Consider the following 12,420-nt stretch of genomic DNA (forward strand, 5'->3'; position numbering starts at 1 on the left):
GGGCGCGTGACCTTGAGGGCGACGGCTTCACGACGGTGCCTTCGTGGCCGTGGGAGACGGGTCAGGCCAGCACCTTGAGCAGGCGCGTGACCTCGAGGGCGATGGCTTCACGACCGCACCCGAGATATTTGCGGGAGTCGACGACCTTGTCGTCCGCGGCCAGGTGGTCGCGGATCCCGCGGGTGAACACCTTGTTCAGGTGGGTCGCGATGTTGATCTTCTTCATGCCGTGCCGTACGGCTTCGCGCAGCGTGTCGTCGGGCACGCCCGAGGAGCCGTGCAGCACGAGCGGGACCGGTACGGCGGCACGCAGCTCGGCGATCAGGACAAGATCCAGCACGGCGTCCCTGGTGGTCATGGCGTGCGAGGTGCCGACCGCGACCGCGAGGGCGTCCACGCCCGTCCTCGCCACGTAGACGGCCGCCTCGTACGGATCGGTGCGGGCGCCGGGCGCGTGCACCCCGTCCTTGCCGCCCACCTCGCCCAGCTCGGCCTCCACCCAGACGCCGCGCTCGTGGCACCAGGCGGAGATCTCGGCCGTGAGAGCCAGATTGTGCCGGTCGGGCAGCGCCGAGGCGTCGAACATCACCGAGCCGACGCCGAGCGCCACCGCCTCCTCGACCAGTTCCCGGTCGGTGGCGTGGTCGAGATGGACGGCCACCGGCACCGCCGCCGCGCGGGCCACGGCGAGCGAGGCCAGGGCGATCGGGGCCAGCGCGCCGTGGTAGCGCACGCAGTTCTGGCTGATCTGCAGGACGACGGGCGCCCCGGCCGCCTCCGCCCCCGCGACGATCGCCTCCGCGTGCTCCAGCTGGATGACGTTGAACGCGCCGACCCCGGCGAGGGCGCCGCCGATGATGTCGCCGATACCTGCCACGGGCATGATGAACTCCGATCTAGGACACGTTGATCTGGCGATGGACGGCCTGGAACGTCCCGTGGTCGATCTCGCCCGCCACCGGCATGGCCACGGCGGCGGCGCCGAGGGCGGCGGCCAGCCTCAGCCTCTCCGGCCACGGCATCCCCTCCACCACCCCCATCGCCAGCCCCGCGACGAACGCGTCACCCGCCCCCGTCGGGTTCCCCGCCACCCTGTACGGCATGCGCGCCCGCCAGGTCCCCTCGGCGGTGACGGCCAGCAGCCCGTCGTGTCCCAGGGAGACCACCACGGCTGCCGCGCCCGCCTTCCGCATCAGCCCGGCCTGCGACTCGGGTCCCAGGGCGTCGGCGGGGAACGCCCGGGCGAGCTCCTCCAGGTTCGGTTTGACGATGGCCGGACGCCCGGCCGAAGCCCGTCTGAGGGCCTCGCCGTCGGCGTCGACGAGCGCCGGTATCCCGCGATCGGCCGCGTGGGCGGCCAGCGTCGCGTAGAAGTCGGCCGGAACCCCGCGCGGCAGGCTGCCGGAGATCACGACGGCGGCGGCCCCGGTGAGCGCCCCGGCGAACCCGTCGAGGAACCGCACCAGCTCCTCCCGCGTCACCCGCGGCCCCAGCTCGTTGAACAGGGCCGTGCCCGAAGACCCGGTGACGGCGAGGGTGGTGCGGGAGTCGTCGCCGATGGGCGTCAGGGAGTGGGGGAGCGCGGAGGCGGTGAGGTCGAGCTCGACGGCCCGCCCGGTAGGACCGCCGGCGAGACCGGTGACCAGGACGTCGTGGCCGAGGGCGGCCAGGACGCGGGCCACGTTGACGCCCTTGCCTCCCGCGCGGCGATGAAGGTCCTGGACGCGGTTGACGCCGTTCCAGTGGACCTGATCGATCCGGTAGGTGACGTCGAGGGCCGCGTTCAGCGTGACGGTGACGATCACGCCGTCCGCCCGGCCGCCGGGGGCACGCCGACCGGGCCGCGGCGGCACTCCGTCGCGGGACCGGCCTCGGTCCGGGAGCGGGAGGTCCCGCGCGGGGGAGCGGGCTCGGCGCGGCCCCGGCACCCGGGTCTCACCCGGCCCCCTGCGGGTCCAGGTGAACGACGGTGTTCGTGGTCCGGGCGCGTTCGGCGGCCCACACGACGCGGTGGGTGGCGAGGCTCGCGGCCGCGTCGGAGGAGAGCAGGGTGGGGTCGCCGGTGGAGACGGCGGCGAGGAAGGCGTCGGTGAGCGCCTCGTCGCCGCCGCCGTGACCGTCGGCCGCGGAGGGCCCGGACCCGGTGCGACCGTCGACGCTCTCCTCGCCTCCGGTCCGGAAGTCGACCAGGCGCAGGGTGTGGCCGTCGCCGTCGATGTAGCCGTGGGTGCCGAGCAGCCTGGTACGGCGGTGCTCCATGGGGGTGAAGGCGCTCATCGTGAACGAGCAGGTCGCTCCGCCGGGGAACTCCATGTTGACCACCTGGTGGTCGACGACGGTGTTGTCGCAGGCATAGACGCAGCGGCCGTACGGCCCCGTGCTCAGCGCCTCCAGCACGCCTGCCTCGGTGTGCTTCTCGGTGACCGCGCTCAGGGGCCAGAACTCGCGGCCGGGATCGCCGAGGCAGCCGAGGTAGAGCCGCTTCGCCGAGTACGGGCAGCTCGGTTCGATCGAGCAGCCGACGCAGCGGTCCGCGGCCCCGGGCGGGCGCTCCTCCGCCCGGAAGTGGGTCAGGCCGCCAAAGGAGCTGATCTTGGCCGGGGTCTCGCCGAACAGGTGGACGAGCCAGTCGATGTCGTGGCAGGACTTGGTCAGGAGCATGGGCGCCGAGGTGTCCTCGCGGCGCCAGTTGCCGCGGACGAAGGAGTGGGCGTGGTGCCACCATCCGACGGGCTCCAGGTGCTGGACGCTGACCAGCCGGCCGATCCGGCCGTCGTCGAGCAGCCGTTTGAGCGTCCGGGTGTAGGGCGTGTAGCGCAACACGTGGCAGACGGCCAGCATGATCTTGTTGCGCCGGGCCGCGTCGGCGATCTCGGACGCCTCGCGCTCGCTGGTGGCCATGGGCTTCTCCAGGAGGATGTGGTAGCCCAGGTCGGCCAGCCGTACGGCGGGGGCGGTGTGCAGCCGATCCTGGGTGGCGATGATGGCCGCGTCGGCCAGCCGCCCCGCCGCCGCGAGGTCGGACCAGTCGGCGTACACCTGCTCCGGGGCGATCCCGAACTCGGTCGCCGTGGTCTCGCGGCGGTACGGGTCCGGCTCGGCCACCGCGACCACCCGCCCGGTGCCCGCGCTCAGCGCGTGCCGCGCGTAGGACCGCCCGCGCAGCCCGGCGCCGACGAGGGCTAGAGTCACCCCAGACATGTGATCCTTTCCACCCTAATTACACTGGAGTCCATAATTATTAGCTGTAATGCAGCGGATCTCAAGAGGGCGCGATGACCGGAGACCTGAGTGGCGGAGATCTCTCCAGGCTCCGCCGGCTCAACGCGCTCGCGGTCATCGGGGTCCTGCGCGGAGAGCCGGCGCTCACGCTCACCGAGGTCGCCAGGCGGACCGGGCTGTCCCGCGCCTCCACCGAGGATGTGGTCCGTGAGCTGCTGGAACGCGGCTGGATGATCGAGGCGGAGCCCACGGCGGGCACGGTGGGACGTCCCGCTCGCCGCTACCGGTTCCACGCGGACGCGGGCCGGGTCCTCGGCGTCGACATCGGCGGCCACAAGATCCTGGCGCTGGTGGCCGACCTCGACGGCGCCGTCACGCACACCGGCAGGGTCGCGGTCACGCCGCAGATGGGACGCCGGCAACGGCTGGCCGCCGTGGACCGGGCCGTCGGCGCGGTCCTGGCCGACGCGGGCCTGGAGGCCGCCGAGGTGTGGGCCTCGGGTGTCGCGACGACGGGACTGGTCGACGCGACGGGGCGAGTCATGCTGTCGGAGGCGCTGCCCGAATGGACGGGCGTCAACGTGGCCTCCCACGTCGGGCGGCTGGTGAGCGGCCCCGTCCTGGTGGAGAACGACGGCAAGCTCGCGGCACTGGCCGAGTCCTGGCGCGGGGTGGCCAGGTATGCCAAGGACGTGGTCTTCCTCCTCGCGGGACTGCGCACCGGCGCGGGTCTGATCATCGACGGGAAGCTGCACCGGGGGTTCGGCAACGCCGCGGGTGAGATCGGCGCGCTCCCGGCGGCGAGGTGGGTCCAGGCCCTGGAGCACCTGAGATCCTGGCCGGGCGACGACCCTCCCGCCGATCCCGACGCGGCGGTGGAGGACCTCTTCCTGGCGGCCCGCGACGGGGACCGGAAGGCGGGCCTGGCCGTGCGGCGCTACGTCAAGGACCTGGCGGTCGGCGCATCGGCCCTGGTCCTCACGCTCGACCCCGAACTGGTCGTGATCGGAGGCGGATTCTCCCGATCGGGGGACCTGATCCTCGAGCCGCTCCGCCGCGAACTGGACCGCTGGTGCGTCCGCACCCCCGAGATCCGCGTGTCGGGCTTCGGGGACGAGGGAGTGGCGCTCGGCGCGGTCCGCCTGGCGCTGGACCATGTCGACGCGGTGCTGCACGGGCCGGGTGAGCTCGTCGATCCGAAGCATTTCCTGACGGTTGAGCGGCCTCGCACCCGCATCGAGCCTTGACTTAATTTCCCTGGACTCCATGATTAGTTCCATGTTCGCGATCACGGCGGGCGGCCGATCGGGGGATTGGCGCGGAACGCAGGGCGCTTGGCACGCCTCGCTCACGGGAGGATCGGGAATGCGGAGATCGGCGCGATTCGGCGCGGCCCTGCTGGGGGTGGTGCTGGGCGTCCCCGCCTGTTCGGGCGGAGAGGGACCCGGGGGCGCACAGGACAGGATCACGCTGTCGTACGCGGTCTGGGACAACAACCAGAAGCCCGTGATGGAGGAGCTGGGCAGGGAGTTCACCAGGACCCACCCGAACGTCACGATCAACGTCCAGTTCGCCCCGTGGACCGACTACTGGACCAAACTCAGGGCGGCGGCCGGCGGCGGAGCGGCGCCCGACGTCTTCTGGATGAACGGCCCCAACTTCCGGCTCTACGCCTCGAACGGGATGATCCGGCCGCTGGAGGAGGAGATCGTCAGGGACAGGGTGGACCTGTCGGTCTATCCCAGGCCGCTGGTGGACCTGTACACCCTGGGCGGCGAGCACTTCGGTCTGCCGAAGGACATGGACACGATCGGTGTCTGGTACAACAAGACGCTGTTCGACGCCAGGGGCGTCGCCTACCCCGCGAACGACTGGACCTGGGCCGACTTCCAGACCGCCGCGGCCAGGCTGACCGATCCGGCCAGGGGCGTGTACGGCACCGCGGCCATGCTCGGCGGCTTCCAGGAGTACCAGTACAACACGATCGCCCAGGCCGGAGGGTACGTGATCTCCCCGGACGGCGGGAAGTCCGGGTACGACGACCCGAAGACGATCGCGGGCCTGCGGTTCTGGACCGACCTGATCAAGGCCGGGCGGTCGCCCGACCTGGTGACCATGACGGACACGCTCCCGCTCCAGCTGTTCGAGGCGGGAAAGGTCGCCATGTACTGGGGCGGTTCGTGGAACGTCGCGGAGTTCTCGGCCAACGAGTACACCAGGGACAGGGTGGACGTGGCGCCGCTGCCCAGGGGGGAGAGGCAGGCCACGATCATCCACGGAGTCGCCAACGTCGTGTCGGCCAGGACCGAGCACTCCGAGCAGGCCTGGCAGTTCGTGAAGTTCCTCGGATCCGAACGGGCCGCCGGCATCCTCGGCAGGAGGGGCCCGATCCCGGCCTACACCGGTACGCAGGGCTCCTGGGTGAGCGCGCACCCCGAATTCAGGCTGAGGACCTTCGTGGACGCGGTGGCCTACGGGGTGCCGTACCCGGTGTCCGTCAACACCGCCGCCTGGAACGAGGCGGAGCTCACCTACCTCGCCAGGGCCTGGACCGGCGAGGTACCGGTCGAGAAGGCCGCGACCGATCTGGCGGCGGCGATGAACGCCCTGCTCTCCAAGGAATGACATGACGCTCACAACCGGATCGGACGCCGCCCGCGCCAGGCGCGACGCGACCCCCCAGGGGGAGCCCCGCCGCGTGGGCGGCCGGGGGCGCGGGCGGGCGATCGAGGCGCTGTGGGGATACGCGTTCATCGCCCCCACCGGGATCGGCCTTGCCGTGTTCTATCTCTGGCCGATCCTGCAGACCGCGTACTTCTCCATGACCGAGTGGGGGTTCTTCGGCGGCCACACCTGGACGGGATTCGACAACTACACCCGGCTCCTCCGGGACCCGGAGGCCGGCCAGGCGCTGATCAACACCCTGGGCTACACGGCGCTGGGACTCGTCGCGATCCCGCTGGCCATCGTCTTCGCCGCGCTGCTCAACCAGAAAGGTCTCCGCGGGGTCGGGGTGTACCGCACGCTGTTCTTCCTGCCGGTGGTCACCATGCCCGTCGCCGTCGCCATGGTGTGGAGATGGCTGTACAACGGCGACTACGGCCTGATCAATTACGTGCTGTCCCTGGCCGGCGTCGAGGGGCCGAGCTGGGTCGCCGACCCCGCCACGGCCCTGTACGCCCTCGCGGTGGTGGGGATCTGGAGCAGCCTCGGCTACAACCTGATCATTTTCCTGGCCGGGATGCAGGCGATTCCCAGGGAGTACTACGAGGCGGCCCAGATCGACGGCGCCGGCCGGATCACGCAGTTCTTCAGGGTCACGCTGCCCCTGCTGTCGCCGACGGCGTTCTTCGTCTCGGTCATCTCGGTGATCGGGTCCCTGCAGCTGTTCGACCTGGTCTACGCGATGGCCGGATCGGGGCTGACGGCGCGCGCCAACCCCGCCTTCCCACGGCTCCAGACGGTGGTCCATCTGTTCTACGACAGGGCCTTCGTCACCAACGACCGCGGTTACGCGGCGGCGATCGTGGTGATGTTGTTCCTGCTCATCATCGCGATGACGGCCGTGCAGTTCCGGCTCCAGCGACGGTGGGTGCATTATGCGTAGGCCCAGAGCTCATATCGGTGCGCACGCGGTGCTGATCGCCACCTCCCTGGTGATGGTGACGCCGTTCGCCTGGCAGATCATCACCTCGCTCAAGACGCTGAGCGGCGCCACACGGGTGCCCCCCTCGTTCCTGCCCGAGGGCCGCTGGGAGAACTACGGCCGGGTGTTCGAGCTGCTGCCCTTCGGCCACCAGTTCCTCAACACCGTGCTGATGACGGCCGGCCGTACGATCGGGCAGGTGCTGCTGTCCTCGATGGCCGCCTACGCCTTCGCCCGGCTCCGCTTTCCCGGCCGTGGCCTGCTGTTCGGGGTTTTCCTGTCGGTGCTGATGGTCCCGCCGCAGCTGTTCGTCATCCCGCAGTACGAGATCATGTTGTCGCTCGGCTGGCTCAACACCCTGCGGGCGCTCATCGTCCCCGGCCTGTTCAGCGCCTTCGGGGTCTTCCTTCTCCGGCAGTTCTTTCTCGGGCTGCCCCGGGAGCTGGAGGAGGCGGCCCGCCTCGACGGCGCGGGGCCGCTGCGGATCTACTGGTCGATCATGCTGCCGCTGGCCCGGCCCGGACTGGTCGCGCTGTCGGTCCTGGTGCTGCTGTGGTCGTGGAACGACCTGTTCTGGCCGCTGGTGGTCAACACCGATCCCGAGCAGATGACGCTCTCGGCCGGTCTGGCCTCCCTCCGGGGTCAGTTCCAGACCGACTACCCGGTCCTGATGGCGGGTTCGCTGCTCGCCTCCCTGCCCGTCATCGCCGTTTTTGTCTTCCTGCAGCGCCAGTTCATCCAGGGCATCGCCCACACCGGCATCAAGGGCTGAGCCCCGTCCGGGCGAACCGAGACGGCGCGGTGCGCGCGGCGGTGTAGACGGGCCATGTGCCGTGTGGGCATTCTGTGGCGTGCTTTTGCGTCAGTTGGAGTATTTAGTCGCTTTGGCTCGGGAGCGGCATTTCGTCCGGGCCGCCGCCGCCTGCCACGTGTCCCAGCCGTCCCTGTCGGCCGCGATCCGCAAGCTCGAACGCGAGCTGGACGTGCCCATCGTGCTGCGCGGTCACCGGTTCGCCGGGCTCACCCCCGAGGGAGAGCGCGTCCTTCTCTGGGCACACCGGATCCTCGCCGAACGCGACGCGCTACGTCATGACCTGTCGACGATGCGCAACAACCTGTCGGGCACGCTGCGGATGGGAGCCATCCCGACCGCGCTGACCGCCGCGTCGCTGCTGACCACACCGTTCTGCGAACGGCATCCGCATGTGCGGGTCTCACTGGAGTCACTGTCCTCGCGTGAGATCACCCGACGGCTGGCCGAGTTCGAACTCGACATCGCGATGACGTATCTGGACGGCGAGGCACTGGGAAGCGTGCGGGCGACCTCGCTGTACGAGGAGCGCTACCTGCTGCTGACCCCGGACGACGGCGAGCTGGCCGAGCGCTCCGTCGTGCGCTGGGCCGAGGTGGCCACGCTTCCGCTCTGCCTGCTGGCGCCGCAGATGCGCAACCGGCGCATCCTGGATGAGATCTTCGCCGCTGCCGGGGCCGTCGTCGTCCCGGTCATCGAGACCGACACCGTCTCGGCCCTGTACGCCCACGTCGCCACGCACCGGTGGTCCAGCGTGATCGCGCACGCCTGGCTGCACATGTTCGGCGTGCCCGACGGAATGCGGGTGATCCGGCTGGAGAATCCGGCGCAGACACCGCGGGTCGGCCTGGTCGTCGCCGACCGGACCCCCGAACCCGTGCTGGCGCGGGCCCTTCTCGACGTCGCCCGGGGCGTCGACATGCGAGGGATTTTCGACCGGCTGCTGCACGGCTACCTGTCCGGTCCGGACATGAATGCCGTCGGTGGATAGACCCGGTCCATGCGTGGAGCGGCGCTGTCCCTGACGACGAGCAGGGGAGGCACGATCAGGCGCTCGTGCGAGCGGGCCTGACCCGTCTTGATCTGCCGGATCAGCACCTCGATGCTGCCCCTGCCCACGGCTCCGAAGTCCTGGCTGACGGTGGTGAGCGGAGGGGAGAAGAACTCCGCCTCGGGGATGTCGTCGAAGCCCACGATGCTGACCTGCTCGGGGACCTTCACCCCCTCCTCGGTCAGCGCGCGCAGGACGCCGAGGGCCATCTGGTCGTTGGCCACGAACACCGCGGTGACCTGATCGGCCATCGCGGCGAGCCGGCGGCCCGCCGCATACCCCGAGCGCGGACTCCAGTCGCCGGTCAGCGGTTCGGGGACGGTCCGGCCGGCGGCTTCGAGGGCCGTGCGCCAGCCCTCGATCCGGCTCTCGGCCTCCAGCCAGTCGGAGGGGCCGCTGACGTGCCAGACGGTCCGGTGTCCCAGACCGATCAGGTGCTCGGTGGCCAGCCGGGCGCCGTCGACCTGGTCCACGCTGACCACCGACACCTCACCCACGTGCCGGCCCTCGACGACCACCGCGGGCATGCCCCGGGGCAGGCCGTCGAAGGCGCGGGCCGCCGAGCGCTGCGGCGCCACCACGACGATCCCGTCGACCCCCTGGTCGGCCAGGTAGTCGATCGCGTCACGCATGCCCGCCGTGTCGACGGTGTGCAGGCCGACGATGCTCACGAAGTAGCCGGCCGCCCTGGCCGCCTGCTCGATGCCGTCGACCGTGCTGGCCGGGCCGTACAGCGTGGTGTTGAAGCCGACCACGCCGAACGTCCGTGTGTGGCGGGTGACCAGCGCGCGGGCGACGAGATTGCGGCGGTAGCCGAGCTTGTCGATCACCTCGAGGACCCGGGTGCGGGTCTCGGCGCGAACGTTGGGGTGCTCGTTGAGCACCCGCGAGACCGTCTGATGGGACACGCCCGCCGCCTTGGCCACATCGGCCATCACGGGGGAGCGGCGCTCGGTAGGTGATCTCACCGCCCACTCCTTCTGACATCTGGGCAAGTCTGTGAACTCTGTGAACGTTGACAAGATCCATCCAGGGGTTTCTCCGTCACGGCCCGATCTCGCTGAAGGGTGCCGTTAACCTTTTGAGAAAACCTTTTCGTTGGAGGAGCGCGCGCCTGGCTGGCGCAGCCGGGTGTGTGTTCTGCAGAAAATAGCCTGTCCAGGCGGGATAGAGCAAGGGTGGCGGCCCCCGCTCATTGACATCGGTCCGTGTCAAGCCTGTGTTTCGAAAACCTTTTACTTGAGTTTCGGATGGTTTGCATCCGGGGTCGGGGCCCGGGAGCGTGACGTGGCCGTCAGGTCACCGATCTCAGCAGCCGTCGGAGCAGCCGGGGCCGCACGCGCACCCTTCGCGCCCGGTGGACTCGGCGTCCTTGGAGTGGCCTCGGGCGCTCATGGCCGGGGGGACGGGGCAGCAGGCGTCCCCGCGCCAGGCCTCGCGGCCTTCCTTGACGGCGACGGCGGCGATGACCAAGGCGGCGACGGGGTCGGCCCAGGACCAGCCGAAGAGGCTGTTGAGCGCCAGGCCGACCAGGAGCACCGCCGACAGGTAGGTGCAGAGCAGGGTCTGCTTGGAGTCGGCCACCGCGCTGGCGGAGCCGTACTCGCGGCCGGCCCGCCGTTGGGCGGCTGACAGCAGCGGCATGACGGCCAGGCTGAGCGCGGCCAGGACCAGGCCCGCGGTGGAGTGTCCGGCCTCGCCGGTGCCGGTCAGCGCGCGGACTGAGTCGACGCCGACGTAGGCGGCCAGGGCGAAGAAGGACAGCGCGATGACGCGTAGCGCGGCCTTCTCCCGTCTCTCGGGGTCGGCGCCGGAGAACTGCCAGGCGACCGCGGCGGCCGAGGCGACCTCGATGACCGAGTCCAGGCCGAACCCGATCAGCGCGGTGGAGGAGGCCGCGGTACCGGCGGTGATGGCCACGATCGCTTCGACCACGTTGTAGGTGATCGTGGCCGCGACCAGTATCCGGATGCGGCGCCGCAACTCCGCTCGCCGCCGCGGGGACGGGCCGAGGGTGAGCGCGGTCATGGTGTGACCCGCTGCCCGGCGTCCTGGCCCAGGCCGTAGACCGGGCACAGCGCGACCGCCTGACCGGTGGCGGCCAGCAGGTGCTCGGCCGCTCGCAGCAGGTCCAGGAGTTCGGGACGGGCGACGAAGTAGAACGACTGGCGGCCCTCGGCGCGATAGTCGACCAGGCGGCAGTCACGCAGGCAGGCCAGATGCTTGGACACGGTGGACTGGGCCAGGCCCAGCTCGCCGGTCAGATCCACCACCCGGGCCTCGCCGCGGGCCAGACGCTGGACGATGGCCAGCCGTACGGGGTCGGCCAGGGAGTGGAACAGGGCCGCGGCCGGGGCCAGCCCCGACCTTTCATTCATTCCACAATCAGAATCAATCGCCATATCGCGATGATAGCACTGGAACTTGATGTTGCAGGTCCCCGCCCCGGCCGTACGGATGCCGGGTGCTCCGCTCCGCGGTCGGAGCCCGTCGGGAGCCTTCCTCGCCCGGCGGGGCCGAGGCGGTGGCCGCACTGCCGATCGAACGCCTGCGCCTGGCCCGGTCGTTTGCAATGCACGGAAGAGGGCCGCCGATCTTTACCCGCTGACGGCGATAAAAATGACGTCGAAAAACCGTTCTTCCCCATTACTCGATAGAAGTCGAGATGCGGGCGCGGTCAGGGAAAAGCCAATCCCCGACAAGGGCAATGCGATGGGCGCCGTGTTCGGATCGCCACACCCGGGAATCCCCGGATTCGCCGTGGCCGACCGCGGCGCCACCCTTCCCCGGGGCGAATCCACGGCTCGTGCATGGTGAACGGGAAACGCGGGGGTGACACGGGGCCAGGTGCCTGTCATGTGCCGTTTGTCCAGATGGCACCCTTAAAGTATGAGGTATTCCGACAGGGGCGGGGGACTGTCCGCACAGGAGCGGGCCAAACGCGAGAAGCTGCGATTCCGGGCCGCGGACATGTTCGCGGGGGACATCGAGCCGCCGCGGGTGGCCGAGCTGCTGGGAATCACTCGCAAGTCCGCCTACGAGTGGTACGCGCTCTGGAGCCGGGGAGGCAGGGCCGCGCTGGCCTCCAAGGGCGCCGCGGGTAACGGCTGCAAGCTCACCGACGAGCAGCTGGCGTGGCTGGAGGGAGCCCTGGAGGAGGGAGCCGCCGCCCATGGCTGGGACGACCAGCGCTGGACCACCTCGCGCGTCGCGTCGCTGATCTGGGCGAGGTTCCACGTGTCCTACACCGCGCGCGGGGCGGCCTACCTGCTGAACCGGCTCGGCTGGGCCGGTCGTCCCGGGTCCCGGCGCGGCGGGCCGTCGGGCGGATGAGGCGCGGATGAGGCGCGGATCGCCGGCCGGAGAGGGCCGGCGTGGCCCGTCATCCACGGCGAGGACCGGAGAAGGCCGGCGTGGGCCGTCGTCCACGGCGAGGACCGGCCCACTGCCTTGATCGAGAACCGGCTCGAACGCATGCGCCGCCCCGAGTCACCGCCCGGATCTGTCACCGAGACCGGATTTGTGATCCCCGCCCCGGTGTAACCTCCGGCTTTCTTTTTCGGTGGTGATCCCGGACCAAGGCTTTGTTCTCTCTGGGGTGAACGTCCATATGGCCCTCAACTAGCGTCTTACGTGACGCCGATTCGCCATATTTCCGGGAAACCGGTTCGGCGCCCTGTAAGCCCAGGC

The 12,420-nt window shown here is 70.4% G+C and carries 12 protein-coding genes; 6 read left to right on the forward strand and 6 right to left on the reverse strand.

The window, feature by feature from the left end; translation table 11 throughout:
- Positions 1–61: 61 nt before the first annotated feature.
- The 3 genes from CHC08_RS36895 to CHC08_RS36905 all read right to left on the reverse strand — a co-directional run bounded on the left by CHC08_RS36895 (position 62) and on the right by CHC08_RS36905 (position 3,201).
- Positions 62–883 carry a class II fructose-bisphosphate aldolase gene (locus CHC08_RS36895; RefSeq protein WP_089212021.1) on the reverse strand — a complete coding sequence of 274 codons (822 nt, stop codon included), beginning with the start codon at positions 881–883 and terminating at the stop codon, positions 62–64.
- 13 nt (positions 884–896) lie between these two features.
- A complete protein-coding gene (locus CHC08_RS36900; RefSeq protein WP_089212022.1) occupies positions 897–1,805 on the reverse strand; it encodes a 1-phosphofructokinase family hexose kinase in 909 nt (302 codons plus the stop codon).
- A 130-nt stretch (positions 1,806–1,935) separates the two neighbouring features.
- The gene (locus tag CHC08_RS36905) at positions 1,936–3,201 is read right to left on the reverse strand and encodes a Gfo/Idh/MocA family protein (RefSeq protein ID WP_089212023.1); all 1,266 of its coding nucleotides are present in this window, start codon (positions 3,199–3,201) and stop codon (positions 1,936–1,938) included.
- Positions 3,202–3,275: 74 nt separating this feature from the next.
- On the opposite strand from CHC08_RS36905, the gene CHC08_RS36910 reads away from it, so the two are divergent.
- The 5 genes from CHC08_RS36910 to CHC08_RS36930 all read left to right on the forward strand — a co-directional run bounded on the left by CHC08_RS36910 (position 3,276) and on the right by CHC08_RS36930 (position 8,670).
- Positions 3,276–4,469: an ROK family transcriptional regulator gene (locus CHC08_RS36910; protein ID WP_089212024.1), complete on the forward strand. Its 1,194-nt coding sequence runs from the start codon at positions 3,276–3,278 to the stop codon at positions 4,467–4,469.
- A 118-nt stretch (positions 4,470–4,587) separates the two neighbouring features.
- On the forward strand, positions 4,588–5,847 hold the full coding sequence (locus CHC08_RS36915) for an ABC transporter substrate-binding protein (RefSeq protein ID WP_089212025.1): 1,260 nt from the start codon (positions 4,588–4,590) through the stop codon (positions 5,845–5,847).
- A 1-nt stretch (position 5,848) separates the two neighbouring features.
- A complete protein-coding gene (locus tag CHC08_RS36920; protein ID WP_089212026.1) occupies positions 5,849–6,829 on the forward strand; it encodes a carbohydrate ABC transporter permease in 981 nt (326 codons plus the stop codon).
- On the forward strand, positions 6,822–7,640 hold the full coding sequence (locus CHC08_RS36925) for a carbohydrate ABC transporter permease (RefSeq protein WP_089212027.1): 819 nt from the start codon (positions 6,822–6,824) through the stop codon (positions 7,638–7,640). The genes CHC08_RS36920 and CHC08_RS36925 overlap by 8 nt, the downstream gene beginning before the upstream one ends.
- 94 nt (positions 7,641–7,734) lie before the next feature.
- Positions 7,735–8,670, forward strand: coding sequence for a LysR family transcriptional regulator (locus CHC08_RS36930; RefSeq protein ID WP_245878793.1), 936 nt, complete (start codon positions 7,735–7,737; stop codon positions 8,668–8,670).
- On the opposite strand, the gene CHC08_RS36935 is transcribed toward CHC08_RS36930, so the two are convergent.
- The 3 genes from CHC08_RS36935 to CHC08_RS36945 form a co-directional block, all read right to left on the reverse strand.
- The gene (locus CHC08_RS36935; RefSeq protein ID WP_089212029.1) at positions 8,631–9,665 is read right to left on the reverse strand and encodes a LacI family DNA-binding transcriptional regulator; all 1,035 of its coding nucleotides are present in this window, start codon (positions 9,663–9,665) and stop codon (positions 8,631–8,633) included. The genes CHC08_RS36930 and CHC08_RS36935 overlap by 40 nt on opposite strands.
- Positions 9,666–10,038: 373 nt before the next feature.
- Positions 10,039–10,758, reverse strand: coding sequence for a cation efflux transmembrane domain-containing protein (locus CHC08_RS36940; protein ID WP_089212030.1), 720 nt, complete (start codon positions 10,756–10,758; stop codon positions 10,039–10,041).
- The gene (locus tag CHC08_RS36945; protein ID WP_089212031.1) at positions 10,755–11,108 is read right to left on the reverse strand and encodes an ArsR/SmtB family transcription factor; all 354 of its coding nucleotides are present in this window, start codon (positions 11,106–11,108) and stop codon (positions 10,755–10,757) included. The genes CHC08_RS36940 and CHC08_RS36945 overlap by 4 nt, the downstream gene beginning before the upstream one ends.
- A gap of 511 nt (positions 11,109–11,619) precedes the next feature.
- Between CHC08_RS36945 and CHC08_RS36950 the strand changes: the two genes are divergently transcribed.
- A complete protein-coding gene (locus CHC08_RS36950) occupies positions 11,620–12,063 on the forward strand; it encodes a helix-turn-helix domain-containing protein (RefSeq protein ID WP_089212032.1) in 444 nt (147 codons plus the stop codon).
- Positions 12,064–12,420 lie beyond the last annotated feature (357 nt).

Source organism: Streptosporangium subroseum (genome assembly GCF_900188345.1).
Lineage (GTDB): Bacteria > Actinomycetota > Actinomycetes > Streptosporangiales > Streptosporangiaceae > Streptosporangium > Streptosporangium subroseum.

Coding starts and splice junctions, on each gene's coding strand:
- CHC08_RS36910 (WP_089212024.1), top strand. CDS start 3,276: ATGACCGGAGACCTGAGTGGCGGAGATCTCTCCAGGCTCCGCCGGCTC.
- CHC08_RS36895 (WP_089212021.1), bottom strand. CDS start 883: ATGCCCGTGGCAGGTATCGGCGACATCATCGGCGGCGCCCTCGCCGGG.
- CHC08_RS36950 (WP_089212032.1), top strand. CDS start 11,620: ATGAGGTATTCCGACAGGGGCGGGGGACTGTCCGCACAGGAGCGGGCC.
- CHC08_RS36915 (WP_089212025.1), top strand. CDS start 4,588: ATGCGGAGATCGGCGCGATTCGGCGCGGCCCTGCTGGGGGTGGTGCTG.
- CHC08_RS36935 (WP_089212029.1), bottom strand. CDS start 9,665: ATGGCCGATGTGGCCAAGGCGGCGGGCGTGTCCCATCAGACGGTCTCG.
- CHC08_RS36945 (WP_089212031.1), bottom strand. CDS start 11,108: ATGAATGAAAGGTCGGGGCTGGCCCCGGCCGCGGCCCTGTTCCACTCC.
- CHC08_RS36925 (WP_089212027.1), top strand. CDS start 6,822: ATGCGTAGGCCCAGAGCTCATATCGGTGCGCACGCGGTGCTGATCGCC.
- CHC08_RS36940 (WP_089212030.1), bottom strand. CDS start 10,758: ATGACCGCGCTCACCCTCGGCCCGTCCCCGCGGCGGCGAGCGGAGTTG.
- CHC08_RS36920 (WP_089212026.1), top strand. CDS start 5,849: ATGACGCTCACAACCGGATCGGACGCCGCCCGCGCCAGGCGCGACGCG.
- CHC08_RS36905 (WP_089212023.1), bottom strand. CDS start 3,201: ATGTCTGGGGTGACTCTAGCCCTCGTCGGCGCCGGGCTGCGCGGGCGG.